Source organism: Rossellomorea pakistanensis, assembly GCF_016908495.1.
Classification (GTDB): Bacteria; Bacillota; Bacilli; order Bacillales; family Bacillaceae_B; genus Rossellomorea; species Rossellomorea pakistanensis.
The window spans coordinates 1,159,450-1,176,739 of record NZ_JAFBDZ010000001.1 but is presented as its reverse complement, the minus strand read 5'-3'; the positions used below and the strand labels follow the sequence as shown (position 1 = coordinate 1,176,739).

General features: G+C 33.6%; 19 protein-coding genes, 1 tRNA gene and 2 pseudogenes. 14 read left to right on the top strand and 8 right to left on the bottom strand.

Features of this window, described 5'->3' with window-relative positions:
• Positions 1–317: 317 nt before the first annotated feature.
• The 4 genes from JOC86_RS05785 (at position 318) to JOC86_RS05770 (ending at position 5,212) form a co-directional block, all read left to right on the top strand.
• The gene (locus JOC86_RS05785; RefSeq protein ID WP_205168872.1) at positions 318–2,204 is read left to right on the top strand and encodes an LTA synthase family protein; all 1,887 of its coding nucleotides are present in this window, start codon (positions 318–320) and stop codon (positions 2,202–2,204) included.
• A 158-nt stretch (positions 2,205–2,362) separates the two neighbouring features.
• Entirely contained in the window at positions 2,363–3,550 is a 1,188-nt protein-coding gene (locus JOC86_RS05780; protein WP_205168870.1) for a M14 family metallopeptidase, read from the top strand.
• A gap of 219 nt (positions 3,551–3,769) precedes the next feature.
• The gene (locus JOC86_RS05775) at positions 3,770–4,891 is read left to right on the top strand and encodes a YqgU-like beta propeller domain-containing protein (RefSeq protein ID WP_205168860.1); all 1,122 of its coding nucleotides are present in this window, start codon (positions 3,770–3,772) and stop codon (positions 4,889–4,891) included.
• A gap of 6 nt (positions 4,892–4,897) precedes the next feature.
• Positions 4,898–5,212, top strand: coding sequence for an MTH1187 family thiamine-binding protein (locus JOC86_RS05770; RefSeq protein WP_205168858.1), 315 nt, complete (start codon positions 4,898–4,900; stop codon positions 5,210–5,212).
• Between the two features lie 33 nt (positions 5,213–5,245).
• On the opposite strand, the gene JOC86_RS05765 is transcribed toward JOC86_RS05770, so the two are convergent.
• The gene (locus JOC86_RS05765) at positions 5,246–5,419 is read right to left on the bottom strand and encodes a DUF2759 domain-containing protein (RefSeq protein ID WP_205168856.1); all 174 of its coding nucleotides are present in this window, start codon (positions 5,417–5,419) and stop codon (positions 5,246–5,248) included.
• Between the two features lie 258 nt (positions 5,420–5,677).
• Between JOC86_RS05765 and JOC86_RS05760 the strand changes: the two genes are divergently transcribed.
• The gene (locus JOC86_RS05760; protein WP_205168854.1) at positions 5,678–6,313 is read left to right on the top strand and encodes an MBL fold metallo-hydrolase; all 636 of its coding nucleotides are present in this window, start codon (positions 5,678–5,680) and stop codon (positions 6,311–6,313) included.
• Positions 6,314–6,361: 48 nt separating this feature from the next.
• On the opposite strand, the gene JOC86_RS05755 is transcribed toward JOC86_RS05760, so the two are convergent.
• A complete protein-coding gene (locus JOC86_RS05755) occupies positions 6,362–6,604 on the bottom strand; it encodes a DUF2626 domain-containing protein (RefSeq protein ID WP_205168852.1) in 243 nt (80 codons plus the stop codon).
• A 271-nt stretch (positions 6,605–6,875) separates the two neighbouring features.
• Positions 6,876–6,947, bottom strand: a tRNA-Gln gene (locus JOC86_RS05750).
• 368 nt (positions 6,948–7,315) lie between these two features.
• On the opposite strand from JOC86_RS05750, the gene JOC86_RS05745 reads away from it, so the two are divergent.
• Positions 7,316–7,834, top strand: a complete 519-nt coding sequence (locus JOC86_RS05745) for an ATPase, T2SS/T4P/T4SS family (RefSeq protein ID WP_239587397.1) — start codon at positions 7,316–7,318, stop codon at positions 7,832–7,834.
• Here JOC86_RS05745 and JOC86_RS05740 read toward each other — a convergent pair.
• From JOC86_RS05740 to JOC86_RS24630, 4 genes and pseudogenes are all read right to left on the bottom strand, one after another.
• A complete protein-coding gene (locus JOC86_RS05740; RefSeq protein ID WP_205168850.1) occupies positions 7,805–8,158 on the bottom strand; it encodes a hypothetical protein in 354 nt (117 codons plus the stop codon). The two genes, JOC86_RS05745 and JOC86_RS05740, sit on opposite strands and share 30 nt — an antisense overlap.
• A gap of 13 nt (positions 8,159–8,171) precedes the next feature.
• Positions 8,172–8,831, bottom strand: a complete 660-nt coding sequence (locus JOC86_RS05735) for a recombinase family protein (protein ID WP_205168848.1) — start codon at positions 8,829–8,831, stop codon at positions 8,172–8,174.
• A pseudogene (locus tag JOC86_RS25280) lies at positions 8,798–9,157 on the bottom strand (recombinase family protein). Before JOC86_RS25280 ends, JOC86_RS05735 begins: the two are co-directional and overlap by 34 nt.
• Positions 9,158–9,352: 195 nt before the next feature.
• Positions 9,353–9,532 (bottom strand): M78 family metallopeptidase domain-containing protein, encoded by a 180-nt coding sequence (locus JOC86_RS24630; RefSeq protein ID WP_239587396.1) that lies wholly within the window; start codon positions 9,530–9,532, stop codon positions 9,353–9,355.
• 300 nt (positions 9,533–9,832) lie between these two features.
• Here JOC86_RS24630 and JOC86_RS05715 point away from each other — a divergent pair, with 300 nt between their 5' ends.
• The 8 genes and pseudogenes from JOC86_RS05715 to JOC86_RS05680 all read left to right on the top strand — a co-directional run bounded on the left by JOC86_RS05715 (position 9,833) and on the right by JOC86_RS05680 (position 16,567).
• Positions 9,833–10,057: a hypothetical protein gene (locus JOC86_RS05715; protein ID WP_205168844.1), complete on the top strand. Its 225-nt coding sequence runs from the start codon at positions 9,833–9,835 to the stop codon at positions 10,055–10,057.
• 15 nt (positions 10,058–10,072) lie between these two features.
• Positions 10,073–10,630, top strand: coding sequence for a hypothetical protein (locus JOC86_RS05710; RefSeq protein ID WP_205168842.1), 558 nt, complete (start codon positions 10,073–10,075; stop codon positions 10,628–10,630).
• Between the two features lie 270 nt (positions 10,631–10,900).
• Complete coding sequence (locus tag JOC86_RS05705; RefSeq protein ID WP_205168840.1) at positions 10,901–11,104, top strand: hypothetical protein; 204 nt, start codon at positions 10,901–10,903, stop codon at positions 11,102–11,104.
• 356 nt (positions 11,105–11,460) lie between these two features.
• Positions 11,461–11,949: a HEPN domain-containing protein gene (locus JOC86_RS05700; protein ID WP_205168838.1), complete on the top strand. Its 489-nt coding sequence runs from the start codon at positions 11,461–11,463 to the stop codon at positions 11,947–11,949.
• Positions 11,950–12,128: 179 nt separating this feature from the next.
• Complete coding sequence (locus JOC86_RS05695; protein WP_239587395.1) at positions 12,129–13,247, top strand: restriction endonuclease; 1,119 nt, start codon at positions 12,129–12,131, stop codon at positions 13,245–13,247.
• Between the two features lie 394 nt (positions 13,248–13,641).
• Complete coding sequence (locus JOC86_RS05690) at positions 13,642–14,637, top strand: NAD(P)H-dependent glycerol-3-phosphate dehydrogenase (protein WP_239587394.1); 996 nt, start codon at positions 13,642–13,644, stop codon at positions 14,635–14,637.
• A gap of 290 nt (positions 14,638–14,927) precedes the next feature.
• Positions 14,928–15,278, top strand: a complete 351-nt coding sequence (locus JOC86_RS05685) for a DUF5412 domain-containing protein (protein WP_419096031.1) — start codon at positions 14,928–14,930, stop codon at positions 15,276–15,278.
• A gap of 348 nt (positions 15,279–15,626) precedes the next feature.
• Positions 15,627–16,567: pseudogene (locus tag JOC86_RS05680) on the top strand (DNA/RNA non-specific endonuclease).
• Positions 16,568–16,967: 400 nt separating this feature from the next.
• Here JOC86_RS05680 and JOC86_RS05675 read toward each other — a convergent pair.
• Positions 16,968–17,135 (bottom strand): hypothetical protein, encoded by a 168-nt coding sequence (locus JOC86_RS05675; protein WP_205168828.1) that lies wholly within the window; start codon positions 17,133–17,135, stop codon positions 16,968–16,970.
• Between the last annotated feature and the right edge of the window lie 155 nt (positions 17,136–17,290).

The following is a 17,290-nucleotide window of genomic DNA, read 5'->3' as shown; positions in this document are numbered from 1 at the left end:
TATCCAATTAAAAGTCCCAATTATTATTGATCCGTAGGTTCTTTTCACCTAGTGAAATTCTGTGTAGATCGACTTATTTTAATTTAATGTAAAGAGATTGAAACTTTTTTTCGATTAAATCGTCTAATATATAGGGTAAGTGAATACCATTGAAATTACTATTCTATCTAACTAATATTAATTGACGTTTGACCTTTTGTAAAAAAAGTATTAAGATATACTTTGATTGATTTTCGAAACACCTAATTATGTAAAAAATATGAAAATAATTCCAAATGAGATTTGTTACGAAATTTGTAACAAGGAGGTACTAGTAAATGAAGAAGTTCAAGTGGCCAAAGGTTTCACTTATTTTGTTAGCAAGTGTGCTACTTTGGTTAAAAACTTATATCGTCTATCAAACTAGCTTTGATATTGAAACTGAAAATTTTATGCAGGAATTGATATTATTCATTAACCCATTGAGTTTTATTCTATTCATTTTAGGGTTAAGCTTATTTTTTAAAAGTGAAAAGAGAAGAGCTAGATACATTTTAATTACAAGTTTCATTCTTTCTTTAGTTTTGTACGGAAACGTGGTTTTCTTTCGTTTCTTTGATGACTTTTTAACCTTACCAGTGTTGTTCCAAACAAATAATTTTGGTGATCTGGGATCAAGTGCTAGTGCGATTGTTGAATGGACAGACATGTTCTTTTTTATCGACGTTATCATTCTAGCAGTTGTATTAAAACTGAAGCCTGCTTGGTTCGCTATAAAAACCTTTAGTAGAATGAATCGTAGAGCCTATTTCTTAGTTGCTATCGCTCTTGCATTCTTTAACTTAGGTTTAGCTGAGGCTGAAAGACCGCAACTTTTAACAAGGACGTTCGATCGTGAGATCCTTGTAAAGAATATTGGAACTTACAATTATCATATATACGATGTTTTTCTTCAGTCAAAATCATCTGCGCAGCGTGCGCTTGCAGATGGAAGCGAACTTGCAGAAATCGAAAACCATGTTCGAGCCAATCAAGTGGAACCAAACAAAGACATGTTTGGGATTGCAAAAGATAAAAATTTGATTTTAGTGTCATTAGAATCATTACAAAGCTTTGTTATTAATAATACGATGAATGGGCAAGAGGTTACCCCATTCTTAAACGATTTCATTGGTGATAGCTTCTACTTTGAGAACTTTTACCATCAAACACAGCAAGGGAAAACTTCTGACTCTGAATTCATTATGGATAACTCCTTATATCCATTGAATCGGGGAGCTGTTTTCTTCACCCATTCTGGAAATGAATTTGAATCCATGACAGAACGTCTAAATGAAAATGGTTATTTCACATCTACCATGCATGCGAATAATAAGAGCTTCTGGAACCGTGATATTATGTACGATGCTTTAGAATATCAACGTTTCTATTCAATAACAGACTATGAAGTAACGGAAGACAATTCGGTTAACTGGGGAATGAAGGATATTCCATTCTTTGAACAATCTGTTGAACACATGAAAGAAATGCAACAACCATTCTATACGAAGATGATTACTCTAACGAATCATTATCCATTTACTCTTGATGAAGAGGATAAGTTGATTGGTGAATATGATTCTAATTCAGGTACTTTAAATCGCTATTTCCAAACGGTACGTTATATGGATGAAGCCGTAAAAAACTTGATTCAAGATCTAAAAGATTCTGGACTCTATGAAGACTCTATCATTGTAATGTATGGGGACAACTATGGAATCTCAGAGAATCATAATCAAGCAATGAGTAAATATCTTGATAAGAAAGTTACTCCATTTGTAAGTACGCAATTACAAAGGGTACCACTCATTATTCATATTCCAGGGATGGAAGGAAAAACTATTTCTGATGTTTCTGGTCAGATTGACTTAAGACCTACAATGATGCACCTACTCGGAATTGAAACAAAGAACGATATTCAATTCGGTGAAGATTTATTTTCTAAGGAAAATGAACAATTTACAATTCTTAGAGATGGACGCTTCATTACAGAGGATTATGTCTATGCAGGAAATGAATGTTATAATAAGGAAACGGAAGAACCAACGGATATGAAGTACTGTGAGCCATATAAAGAACGTGCTGCAACAGAGCTAGAGTATTCAGATAAGATTATATACAGTGATCTCCTTCGCTTTTATCAAGGAGAAGAGAAAGAGATAAATAAAGCAAATAGTAAAGAATAAAAAAAGCTATCCCAATAGGAGTCGGGAAACCAGAAATTTAACTACTACTCGTTAATGACTGGTTCCCGACTTCTTGGTTTTGGGATAGCTTTTTTGTCATCTTTTATCCTTCAAAACATACATGTAGTAAGAGAAAATATAGTAGGGGGATGCTCTAGATGAAAGTAACGATAAGAAAAGGGGACACATTATGGTACTACAGTCAGCTCTTTTATCTTCCATTTCAATTGTTATTAGATTCTAATCGGCAGCAAGATGTGAATGCATTAATGCCTGGTATGGAAATCGAAATTCCTGGATTTCAATCAGTGCCCTATATGGTGGAAAAGGGTGATACCTTTTGGACGATCGCTCGACAACGGAATCTATCTCTTGATGCAATATTTTTATTAAATCCAAATGTAGACCCAAACCTGCTAAGTATTGGAAAAACGCTGCTCCTTCCAATAAGAGTAACAAATCCAATAATAATTGCCAAACAAGCCTATAGTTCTGAACAGCTTTCTAACGATTTGAAAAGACTTTCTAATGTATATCCATTTATCACGATAAACGAAATTGGAAAAAGTGTTTTAAATCAACCTATACAAGAAATCCTTATTGGCAATGGTGTAAAGAAGGTTCATTTTAATGGCTCATTTCATGCTAATGAATGGATTACGACACCGATTATTATGAAATTTCTAAATGACTACCTGGTGTCGTTAACAAACCATCGTTCCATTAGAGGAGTCCGAACTTTACCTTTATATAATTCTGTATCACTATCATTGGTTCCGATGGTCAATCCAGATGGTGTGGATTTAGTGCTTCAAGGTCCTCCCCCATCTATAAGGGAACGTTTAATTGAAATCAATCGGGGAAGTGAGGAATTCACAGGCTGGAAAGCTAATATTAATGGCGTAGATTTAAATAATCAGTACCCTGCTAAGTGGGAAATTGAAAAAGAACGCAAAGAAGAGAAGAGTCCCGCACCACGGGATTTCCCAGGCTATAAACCATTGTCTGAACCTGAGGCGATAGCAATGGCAGATTTGGCACGAGAGACTCCATTTGATCGAATGCTTGCACTGCATACACAAGGAAAAGAGTTTTATTGGGGGTATGAAGGTCTTGAACCACCTGAATCAGAGCGACTTGCAGAAGAATTTGCAAGAGTCAGTGGCTATGAGTCTGTGCGCTACGTAGATAGTTATGCTGGATACAAAGATTGGTTTATTAAGGAATTCCAAAAACCAGGTTTTACTATGGAATTAGGAAAAGGAATAAATCCACTACCCCTATCTCAATTTGATGAAATATACCAAGATATTCTAGGGGTTTTTCTTGTTTCGATGTATCAATAAATTTATATTGTATTTTGGAGGATTAAGAAGTAAAATAAATTCAATCAAATCTGCGCCTAAGTAATGGAGACTATGCTTGAAAAGACTTTTATAAGTCTAAGGAGCTAGTCTCCTTAATAAATTTGTCATATTTCTTTAATAATATTTAATATTTTTGAAACATTTTTTTCGTTCAAACGTACTAATTATAAACGAGGATTTTCAAAAGGGAGGGGAAGTATGGAAAAAAATAGAATAGCTAGTTTCATGCTTTTATTTATCACCGCTTGTATACTATTTGGTTGTACCAATTCTAAAGCTTCTCCTTCTCAAAAAAATGATATTGAAAACATTAAAAAGGAACCTGATCAAACAGAAGCTGAAATCTTGCCTCTAGAAATCAGTGAAAACTCATTTCAAAAAATAGTAGGATGGGTGGATGAAGAGAACATTCTCTTTCTACATAAAGTAGCAGAACAAACACATCTTACTAAATATAATGTGTTTACAGGTCAGTCAAAAACGATTTACAAAAGCGATCAACTTGTTATAGATGCTAAAATTTCACCAAGTTCTGAACGTGTGTTGATTCATACTGCTCCACTGACCTATTCGGCAACGGTTACGATTATTGATATGGATGGAAATCCATTGGCTTCTCAAGATGTTCCATCAAAGGAGATCTATTATAATTGGAATGAAAGCGATGATAATTTGCTCTTTATCGTTAGTTTTGCCGAGGATTGGAGCTATCAGACCTATATTTTAAATACAAGTAACAATGAATTAGAATCTATACAAACACCAGAACCATTTATCAAATGGCACACCCTTGATAGCTATTTGTATCAGGACTGGGGTGAAGACACCATCAGTATATCTGCACCGATTTATAGTCAAAATATCGATGATCATCAAGAAAAGAGCAAAATTGTGGATTCCTCGATTCATTTTCAGAAGTTTAGTAACGAATTACTCTCGGTATTTATGAAGAACCAAGAAGATGGAAAAGCTACCTATCAATTTTTCTCGGAAATAGGAGAGGTAACTGCAGAATTTACCGTTCCACTTATTAGCCGTTATTCAGATTGGTTAATCCCTTATTATGATATGATAGAAGAAAGTGAAGTTTTTCTAACTTTAGCAGCTAATAGCAGTGGAACTGTCGATACGTATAATGACAAGTTCACTCTCACTTCTTGGAATGTGAAAACGCAAAAGGAAAGCAAGGTTCTAGAGGGCTTAGATAATGAGCCATTAAGCTGTTCTAAAAATTATTGTTTATTTGGATTTCAATTTGAGAAAATCATTGATTTAAAAGAGAAAGTTTTAATTCCACTAGTGCAATTTAAGAAAGGATGAACATTTTTGGCGATTGTAGATGTAACAGTTATTCCAATAGGGACTGATTCACCAAGCGTTAGTACCTATGTAGCAGAAATACAAAAAATATTAAAAAAACATGAAGAACAAGAAAAGATTCGGTTTCAATTAACGCCTATGAGCACCCTTATTGAAGGCGATATAACAGATTTATTAGAGGTTATTAAGGAAATTCATGAAGCACCTTTCCAGGAAGGGATTCAACGGGTAGCTACAAATATACGCATTGATGACCGTCGAGATAAAAAGAGGAAAATGGAAGATAAACTGACTGCTGTTAATGAAAAGCTAGAAAAATAAGGACATTAAAAAAAGAGCCGTTTTGGCTCTTTTTTAGTGTCCTCCAGGATAACCTGAGTGAAGTACAGTCATAACCGTAAACCAGCCAAATACTGCTAGAGAACCGCCTGCAAACAGAACACCTAATAAATTTTTGTTTTTTAAGGAACTAATAGTTGCAAATAATGCAAGCAATGTTACTAATGCTGTAATAATTACAAATCCCATTGTAAGACTCCTTTCATCCTAAACCCTTTTGAACCTATTATAGGTAAAGATTATATCATATGTAGATAAATGCATTCACATTTATTTTATATTTATTTTTTTAATTTGTCGAGGTAAAAAAGTTTGACACTTGTTTGTCAATTCAATCTTATGTTGTTCCATTAATATTATTTTATTCAGAATCATACCCTAAGCCCTGAATGCTTCTACCATTATAAAATGATACAATGATTATATACATATAGGAGGTGTTTGTAAATGAAGTGGAAACAGCTGCCTTTAGGTCCACTGCAAACTAACTGTTATTTAAGATGGAATGAACATAAGGAATGTATCATTATTGACCCAGGTGGAGAGGGCGAGCGTCTCATTCGCCTATTAGAAGAAAACTCAATTAAACCCAAGGCTATTCTTCTTACACATGCTCATTTTGATCATATTGGTGCAGTAGATGATGTAAGAGATAAATATGAAATTCCACTATATATTCATGAGAAGGAAGCAGATTGGTTATTAGATCCTGCATTAAATGGTTCTCAACGCTTTAATATTGGAGAACACCTTAAAATGAAGCCAGCTGAGAAAATTCTTGTTGATGAAAAGGAATTGGTCATTGGTGATTTCTACTTCCATATTTTTAAAACACCAGGGCATTCACCAGGAAGTCTTTCTTATTATGACCCAAAAGAAGGTATTGTATTTGCAGGTGATACATTATTTAGTGGCAGTATTGGTCGCACCGACCTTCCAGGTGGAAATCATCAACAATTACTTGATAGCATCCATGATACATTACTAACACTACCTGAGGAAACACTAGTGCTGTCAGGTCATGGTGAAGCTACTACGATTGAACGGGAAATGGACGGAAATCCATTTCTAAATGGATTTTGAAGAAAATAAAAAAACCCCTGAAGCAAAATGCTTTTAGGGGTTTTTTTATTAATGACCGGCACCTGGTGTCATCATAAAGGTCGTCCAATAGGTAAAACCTGCAAAGAAGACAGTTAAATATGCACCGAAAATATAAATATACATACGCTCAGATAATTTCAAATAGCTTAACATCACGAAAAATCCTGTTTGTCCTAGGAAAATTAGAGATGTAATTTTCATATCACCAAGATAGAACATTACTGTAAAAATCCCAGTCCAGAATCCTAAAACTCTGTACATACGATCCATTATGTATCCCTCCTTTGCGCCCTCAGTCCATCAAACAATATTATATATGAAAAATCTATCAAAAGTAAATAACTGATTGTGACGATTAGGTGATTGTTGGCGCTTTTTTTAGTATTTTAACCTATTTTCTAAGCAATCATCCATTGATCGGGAAGGATAGGAAACTTTTTTACGTGTACAGCTCGAGTTGCCAAGGAAGGGAAAAGGCACCCTTCCTTGGCGGCTCGTCTTATGCTTGTCGGGCCTGTTCGAGACGCCTCCACATTTCTTACTGGGCTAGCTGGATTCGAACCAACGCATGACGGAGTCAAAGTCCGTTGCCTTACCGCTTGGCTATAGCCCATTGATGAACTAACAGTTTTTAGTTTGACATATTTTTTGAAAAATATACAAATATCTTCAAAAAAATAAAGGGATTTCATTTTTTCTTTCGAATAGTAAGGATTAGAATAAAGAAAGGTGGTGTTTGAGCGTTATTCCTCCCATAGAAAAGCTTGCTGAAGAATTATTAAAGAAAGCCGTTTTATTGGATTCCTCAGATGTACATTTTTTGCCAAGAAAGACAGATTTAATTAAGAAAGCAAGGAACCATTGCTCCTCATACCATTATCTGTGACCAGGAAGGCGAAAGCATTTCTCACTTTGAATTTATGTCCTATTGGATATTGGTGAAAAAAGAAAGCCCCAAAGTGGTTCATTCTCTATCAATAAATGATCAGTCTGTCTCACTTCGAATTTCAACTCTCCATTCTAGACAATTCCAAAGAAAGTCTCGTCATTCGAATTCTTTCACAAAAATTAAATCTTTCTATTCAGAAAATGTCGTTATACCCTTCATCAGCCAATAAACTTTTAGCGCTTTTAATGCATTCACACGGTTTGATGATTTTTACTGGCCCAACAGGAAGTGGTAAAACGTCAACTCTCTATACGCTTGTTCAACATTGTTCCGCACAGTTGAATAGAAATGTGATTACATTAGAAGATCCAGTTGAAAAACAAAACGAAGAATTTCTCCAGGTTCAAGTGAATGAAAAAGCTGGAATCACGTATTCGACAGGGTTAAAAGAGATTTTAAGACATGACCCGGATATTATTATGGTAGGTGAAATTCGAGATCGTGAAACGGCTGAAATTGACATTAGAGCTAGCCTTACCGGTCACCCAGTCATAATAAAAGAACTATGCAGTGATGGTCCTCTAAAAAAATTGAACTTCTTTTATCTCTAAACAATCAGGTTTAATTTGATTTCCCACTCGATCAATGGCAATTTTTTTCGTAAACATCTGTAGAAGCATTTTCTTCTCCAAAGTGTCGAGCTGGTACCAATTTGATTTTATATCCCTTAAGATTTCAGAAAGATCTTCAGTATTTATTTTTTCGCTTGATGGTTGGAGGGAAGAGAGCTGCTTATTAATATCTTCTTCTTTATTATTTTCTTCTTCCATTCGGAGAGAAAAGTCCTCATCATTAATCATGTCATTGACCCATGCATATTGCCATTTCTTTCGACGTTTATCAATATCCTTTAGTTCCTTATTGAGTATGTCCAATCTGTCTTGAGTATCATTGTTCTTCCTGGTTAGTAACATCTTCTGATACATCTGGTTTGATTTGTAATGAGTCAAGATAATTAAGGAATTGTGTCCCAATATATCGCTCAGACATTTTCCTTTGATTGCATCCACCAACTTTTTGCCTTGTACAATAATAAGATTGAGTATGATATTCTTTATTACCTCTCTTAGAGTATCCATATTTTCCTGCCAGTGGAGATCCACACCTTCCACATCTCGCTATTCCTGAAAAGATGAACTTACTGGTAGCGGACTTAGGATGAACGATTCTTCTGTTTTCTCTCATTCGATTTGCGTTTTCGAAAGTATCAGCTGGTATGATTGCGGGATGAGAATCTTCAACCTCAAAATAATTCTCTTTATTGACTCTATAGTTATATCTCATGGTGCCCTTATATAAAGGGTTAGAAAGAATATATTTAACCTTAAAATCATTCCAGATGGTATCAGTCTTGGTAAATATGTTTAATCGATTAAATTCTCTCGCAATGTAATTCATGCTTTTCCCACTTAGGTATAAATCATAAATTCTTTTTACAACCTTTGCCTCTTCTTCATTTATGACAAGGGTTTTATTCTCCTTATCTATCTCATAGCCATATGGTGCTTGATTGATCACCCATTGCCCCTCACGAGCTTTTTGTTCCATCCCCATGGAATCCTTTCACCGGTATTTTCCCGTTCCCGCTGAGCTAATGCAGCTACAATAGTAATGAACATTCTCCCCATAGCAGTGGTCGTATCATAAACTTCTGTTGCTGACTTGAACTTGCAATCATTTTTATCAGACGTTTCTAAGATGTTATAGAGGTCTCTAACCGATCAAGTTAAGCGATCTAGACGATAAACCAATACACAGTCAATTAGGTTCTCTTCTATATGCTTCATCATTCGTTTCAGATTAGGCCTGTTCGTATCTTTTGCACTATACCCATCATCAATGTATATCTCGAAAGTATCCCATCCCTGAGACACACAATAGGCTTTAAGACGGTCAGTTTGAGCACGATAGAATAACCTTCAGTAGCTTGTTCCACAGTACTTACACGTATGTAAATAGCTGCTTTCATTTAATCACTTCCTTTATAAACAACTTCCTTTAATTATGTGAACAAAAAAATATAGCTAAAGGTAAACTTTAGACTTTTGAATATGTAATTGATTTCTCCTTTAGATTTGCTTCAATCGCTCCTCACATAGTTCTGGAGAAACCTTGAACATCTCAGACATTTGCTTAATTACATCAATATCATTAAATGGAATGTATTTAATCATGTAATAAGGGATAGCTGCATACTGAGTAAAATGATTAGCGTCCCATTCATGTAGCTCTCTAAAAGCAGATGGCATAATTGTTTGGATTCCTGAATGTCTAAGGATGTGGCAGAGTTCATGAAAAAAATTTCTCTATGCTTTTCTATTGTTTCACGACTATTAATCACTATGTCCTGGTACCTGCCAATGATATGAAAACTATTTGGTATTGGCTTCTTCTTAATGTAAATCTCAAAATACCTTGATTTTTTTTCTTCTTTTATCAAAATGAGGGTTGTGTAATTCCTAACTTTAGATAGTCACGCGAAAAAAAGTAAGAAGTATTATCATTTTGCGGCTACTGTAAAAAAAGGTGGGGTTTACATTGGTAAAGGATTGAGTAAATCGGCAGCAGTTGCAAGAATAAAATCTAAAAAAGATACATGGTCTACGTCTAGTAATCAAGCAAAAGGTGTCGCCGCGGCAGCAAATCGAAGTGGTAAACCTATAAATGAAGTAGATACTAGATACGGAAAACCAAGAAAAGGTTATTATTATCACTGGCATCCATATAAGAGAACACCAAAAGCTCATGCTTTTTATGGTGGTCCAGTTAAATAAGGGAGGTAAAAGTAGATGCAAGACTATGAGAAACTCTATAAAAGATACTTAAATCAACAAGCTAAGTTATCTTTTACAAAAGAGCAAATCGAAGACTTGATTATTAAAAAATTTAAAGCGGAAGAGTTTTTGAAAACTGAGGTTTTGGACCTGGTTAATGATGATCAATTAGAATACTCAAAGATATATAAATGTTTTGTAGTTAACGATCCAAAAATACTAAATAAAAACTTCTCAATTGAAGAGAAAAAGTATCATAATGAACAAATTTTAGATAACAGAGAAAATCCACTAGACTTTAAAAAAGTTAAAAAGAAAGAACATAATTATAACCATCTCTTAATTGACGAACAAGAAGGTAGAAGAGTAGATATTTTCTTAGAGAGTAAAAATGGAAAATACATTACTAACTTCATTGTGAGAGATAGAAGTGAAGAAATCAGTAGATATTTAAATGCCTTAGTATTAGGTACACTAATCCAAAATGGAATTGCTGATATTCCAGAAGATATAAAAGATGATGAATTTCAATTTTACTTAGAAAACTTATATAGATTTGGCTTTCTTGATTAACTATATGTACTGCCCCTGATGCTTTTCAGAGGCAGCTTTTTTTGTTTGTTTTTTAGGGATATCAAAGTAAGGTTATCTTTTTTTGGAAAATTCTTTCGTTCACGAATTTCCGCCACATTTTTACAGGTGAATATTAGATAAGTAGTTATTTTGTGCTATATTTAAAGTGTCTTTAAAAATGTACTTAAGAAAAAACAAGAAATAAGGTAAAAAGATAGAACTTATCTCATTTTGGAATTAATTCAAAAAAACATTAATAGGGGTATATTCATGTCAACTATTATTAAGAATTTTGTTATAACAGTTCCAAGCTTTGATAGAAATCACGGTGATCATAATGAATTAACTAAAGAATTTATTGAGATATGGAATGAAGTTCCTAAAATATTGTCTGAAATAAAACAAGAAGTAGTTATTGGAGAATTAAGTTTGAAGATTAATTGGGATAGTTTTGTATTAAATACACAACGTTAACTTCGAAATTTTTATACAATTGAAGATTATATTAATGGGAAGATAACTGAAGAAGATATATCTGAAAATATTAAAATTGATCCTAAGTTTGTTGATATATTATGTGAAATTTCTTTAATTAGTAATTACAGTTTTGAAGAACAGTATAAAAATATTGATAATGTATTATTAAATTATATTGAAGATACTTTTTATCAAATCTTTTTAACAATGAATTTATGCACCCCAGGTTCATTCAATTGTTATAGTAGAAATTTACAAGAAACAGAAACTTATGAGATTTATTCATACTCTTCTTCAATAATAGAAAGTGCCTGGATTGAAAGTGTAAATAAAGGCTGGCCAAAAATAAAAAAATGGATCTATTCAATGTTTGGAATTGGATTAAAAAATTAAAACTGTCGGATAGGCAAATTGCAATGAATGGTACGGAAAGTGCATTATTTTCAATATTAAACATCTGTAGAGAAGGGTATGTTTCTCCTACTCAACTAATATGGATATCTTCAGCATTAGAAGCTCTCTATGATACTCTAAAGGGACAAATTAGTAGAACTTTAGTTGATAGAATTGAATTATTTTTGGGTATTCCTGAAAATGGAAAAAAGAAGTTCAAGAAAAAAATTAGAGAGTTTTATAATTTAAGGAGTAGATTTGTACATGGTGAACTTGAGATAGCTCATCCAATGTATAAAAATATTTTAGATGAAAAATTTAGTGATTATGAAACACAATTATTGGAGAATTGTGATTTTGGACTAAGTATAGTTATAGCTACTTTACAGAAAATGATAAAAAATAAATGGACCTGTATAAATTTTAAAGAACAATATTTTGGAAATTGAATGTAAGGCATGAATTTTGAAAATGTTTCATGATGGTTTTTCAATGTTAAAGAATTACTTAATAATTTCCAGCTTCTTTTAATAAAGTAAAACTTCATAATAATTCATTGGGATACAATCAATAATGAAATAAAGGGTTGAGGAGAATGCTAAATAATAATTTATTAACGAAAACCAAAATGTCTGAGCTAGTTGGTTGGTCTGAATCAAACGGAAGAAGGTGGGTTAAAAACTTTAAAAATTACATACCCATTAAAGTTAGAGGAAATAAAGTTTTGTATACTATGGAGTCCTTAAGAATAATGAAGTTTCTTAAAAAAATGAATGAAGCTGGTTTAACTATTCCAGAAATAAAACTGATAATAAGTAACGAAGGAATGCCTAAAAATGAAAAAGAAGAGCAGCGATTAATTGAAAAACACATGATAAATCGGATACATAAAAATTATGATGAAAATATCAAAGGGACAATCCCTTCTACTGGAGAAATGATGATCCCTTATTTAGCAATGATTAAAGATGGAGAAATATACTCCGCAAGTGAAATTACAGAAAAGTTAGTTGATTATTTTAAGCTAAGTGAAAAGCAACGAATAATGAAGTATGAAAAAAATTCGGACATAATATTTCTTTCTAGGGTAAGAAGTGTTAGATATAGCTTAAAAAAAGAAAATTACATTGAAGAAGTTAATAAACTATCCTATCAAATTACTAACGATGGTCTTGAATTGCTGAGTGAATCACATGGTGAAATCATAGAAGAAATTGAAGAATTAGAGAAAGTGGTAGATCCATTAACAGTCGTTAAAGAAAAGCTAGATGAATTAAAAAGCGAATTGGCCGATAATTTATTGAAACAATTAAGAAATGTTCATTGGATGAAATTTGAAGATATAGTAGTTGAATTATTAACTGTAATGGGATATGGAGACGGACAGGTAACACAAAGGTCCAATGATGAAGGATTAGATGGGGTAATTAAAGAAGATAAATTAGGTCTAGATAATATTTATGTTCAAGCTAAAAGATATGCAGCTAATAATGCTGTAGGTCGTGATGTTGTTCAGAGCTTCTCTGGTGCTTTAGATGGAAAAGGAGCAAGGAAAGGTGTTTTTATTACAACCTCTTACTTTACAAATGGGGCTAGGAGCTATGCTGAACGATTAGACTCCAAGAAAATTATTTTAATTGATGGAATAGAACTATCAAAACTTATGATTACTCATAATGTCGGAGTTGATGTAAATCAAACTTTTGTGGTAAAAGCAATTGATTATGACTACTTTAAAGAGGAATAAAATTTTGAAATTATTAATTGTTAAAGAGTTTTAGATAAAAAATACAATTCTGAGTGATGTATTTATTAATTACTTTTGTCGTAAATAATAATAATGAATTTGGTTATTAGGAGCTTTGCTTGACAACAATAAAACCCCTATCAAAATGAAGGAGGTTTTATTCCTCCTTATTTCCTGGATAAGCTTGAAACACTACAACTCAAAATCTTTTAAACTTTTATTCAACAAACGGGCCATATTCTGGAATAAAGCAATGTAGAAGAGATGGAATTTTCAAATAATTAGTATTCAGTTAAAGAGCAGGACTCTTGAATAAGGCAGGAAGGATATTTTGTTGCTCTTACCGAATTTATCCTGATGCCAGTAAATCCAATTTTTAATGGGAAACAAAGCAATGAAAATGAATTCAGAAAAGGTGAGATTTATGAATATTTCAGTTCTAGGATGTGGGCGTTGGGGTACTTTTATAGCCTGGTATGTTAATAAGGTTGGGCATAATGTAACGTTATGGGGAAGAGAACACTCAATAAATTACATTAGGCTAAAGGAAACTAGAAAGAATGATTATCTTTCGTTACCAGAGGATATAGAACTTAGTAATTCATTATATAAAGCAGTTTCATCTGCTAAGATTATTATCATTTCTATTAGTGCCCAAGAATTACGTTCATTTGCATGTCAATTAAACTCAATAAATGAAATACAAGGGAAAACTTTCATACTATGTATGAAGGGATTAGAAGCTACTAGTGGAAAAAGGCTTTCACAAGTATTTGGTGAAGCCGTTGGAAAAAATATCGATGTAGCAGTTTGGGTAGGACCAGGACATGTACAAGATTTCGTTAATAATATCCCAAATTGCATGGTTATAGGATCAGAAAATATTGAAACCACAAAGAAAATTGTTCAGGAACTCAACAGTGATTTAATTAGGTTTTACTATGGACAAGATCTTATTGGAAATGAAATTGGAGCAGCTACAAAAAATGTTATGGGTATAGCTGCAGGAATGTTAGATGGACTAAATTATAGCAGTTTAAAAGGTTCACTTATGGCAAGAGGTACAAGAGAACTTTCCCGCCTATTAAGAGCGATGGGAGGAAATGACCTAACAATATATGGATTAAGTCATTTAGGTGATTATGAGGCAACATTGTTCTCAATGCATAGTCATAACAGAAAATTTGGTCAAGCACTTGTCCAAGGTGAAAGGTTTGAAAAATTAGCAGAAGGTGTTTCAACGGTAAGGGCATTGAGAGAATTATCCAAACAATATGACGTTGAACTTCCAATTACTAACGCTTTATATGAGATTTTATTCGAGAATAAAAATGCAAAAGATACATTAGAAGATCTATTTTTAAGACCTGTAAAATTTGAATTCCAATGAGAAATTGATTTTTGATTACTTCTTCAACATACGGGGCTTTCTTTAGCGTCTGTGGATGCTCCCCTTTACCTTACATAACGGATCTTCAGCAATCGGGCGCTATCCTGGAACAAGGATAAGCGCTCATTTTCCTTTTTAGGGCCAGATTATGAAAAAACGTCTTTGAAAGTAATCGGATTTATAGGTTAAAATTTGTAAATTGAACTAACTAGTTAGAGGGGAGTATCTCTTTGGAACCTAAAGAAGAAGTGAATGTTAAAGATGAAAAAAGGAAATTTTATAAAAAATTATTGAAGATATTCGTAATAATTGGTTTGTTATTTGTTGGATTGGTTGGGTATGGAGTTTATTTGGCGTTTTTTGATATGAATAGGTTACCAACAGGGGAATATCTCACAGAAGAGACATCTCCTGATGGAAAGTACACTTTAAAAGCATACGTCACCAACGGAGGAGCTACAACGTCATACGCTATTCGTGGTGAGTTGCTCTTTAACGAAAGAAATAATAAAACTAAAAATATTTATTGGAATTATCGAGAAGATACCGCAAATATCACTTGGACAGATAATGATACGGTAGTGATTAATGGGTATTCATTGGACGTGCCAAATGATAAATTTGATTTTAGAAATCAATAATTCCTTATTCAATATAAGGGCGCTTTAATGGAATAAGAACAACACTCTATCATAAAATGATGGGGTGTTGTTTTATTCTTCCTTATTTCTTTTCTTGAAACACCACATACTCAAAATGTTTCTTAATTTCTTCAACATATTTACTTAAATAAATATTCTTCAATTATACGTAAAATACTCCAACACACCAACCGATATAATACTAAGTAACAATCAAATATATCCAAGGAGTGTTCGTCTGCCCACTCAACTAGTAATGCATCTACTGAGTATTGCGGGCAGATTGAACCAGCAGAGCATTGTTTTGAGCCAGTTATAACTGCGGAATATAGTTAGGAGAGTCCTAAAATGCAAAAGAAAATGAACTATTTACTCATACTTTTAACGACCATCTTTATGGCTAGTTGTACCAACGTAGAAGATGTATCCACTACAGAGGGAAAAACAGATTCTCAAGAAGTAACCAAAGTAAGTACAAATGAAAATGATGAGAAAGAAGAAATTAATACTACTGTTATTGATGAACCAGTAGAAGAGGAAACATCAACCCAATCAACGAATGAAATTTTCCCAGGACACAAACTCATTGAAGTTGATGGTGGTGATTTGTCTGGATATCGTGAACCTAATGTCGTCGTGGACATTGGTTATGGGGATCGAGAATATTGGGCATTTACTAATGAACACGGGCAACTAGTACGTGTTGTTGCTGACGAAATCTTTATACAAGATGATAGTAACGAACCAGTATTATCTTCTGGCAGATACTACTCTGATGAGGCAAAGGTCCCTGGTGTAGAAAGTGACGTTTTAGATGAAGGACATATCATTGCTGATTCTCTCGGAGGGGTATCGAATGCTTATAATATTCCCCCCCCAAGATAGTACACTCAACCGACATGGTGATCAAGCTTATAGAAGACGTGATCCGTAGCGCAGGTGGAGTCACTAATTTTGAAGCAATTATCACATATCCGAATACGGAAACGCAGATTCCATCAAGTTATGAATATACCTATACTTTAATGGGTGAAGAGGTTGTTGATACATTTGATAACGTGAACCCTGATGAAGTAAATGAATCACTCGGTTTAACAGAGAGTGAGCCTTCCGATTCAACTTCAACTAGTTCAAATCCAAGCGGTGATATTTTAAGTGTTGATACAAACGGTAATGGCCAGGTGAGATTAAAGAAGCAGAAGACGCAGGTTTAGTATGCCAATAATGAGTGATCATGGTTATATCCCTATATGCGAGATAATGATAACGACAGTATGGTAGGGGAGTAAATCCCTAGAACTTCGAGGAAAAAACATTTTCCTCGTTGGAGTAAGTGTAAAGGGGGATATGCTCTCGTCCTTCCAAGGTAATCGTGAAAATATGATCTCCGGCAACAATATTACCCCACCAACAGTCACAAGGTTGCTCTTAAGTTATCTGCAAGGATATTGAATAATGGAGAAACGGATGTAATTTTGACTATCACTAATTAGAAAACCCCCATTGCTTTGGGGGTCTTTGTTTGCAGTACTTGAAAAACTGCTCTCTAGACTTCTTCTTTACTTGTTTGAATTTACCCAGCAGTAAAGAGGGAACCATTAACTGTAATTGGGATTCCAATATTTCTCAATGATGACCCGTATTCACAGATATGAAATACGTCCAAGCTTTCTGATTAAATCCTATCTGCTATCCAATTACCGCACATTTTACAATAGGCAGCCTTTTCTGTTGTTTTCTTTTTGCAATAAGGACATTTAACGAGGCATAGCTCTCCTGTTGCTTTATATGTTCTACTTGCACAAATAGAACAATAAACTGTATCATCTTCATCGTGTAAAAAGTCCGTTCCTTCACACGAAGCACATTTTAACATACTAATCTCCTCCAACATCTAATATCTGAGTGATTTTCCTATACAACCGTAAAACTCTTCAATTCGGGAAGGATCTTCTGGTAAATAGAGCATTCTAATTGCAAACGTCTTGTTAAAATGCTAGTAAACCATCAAT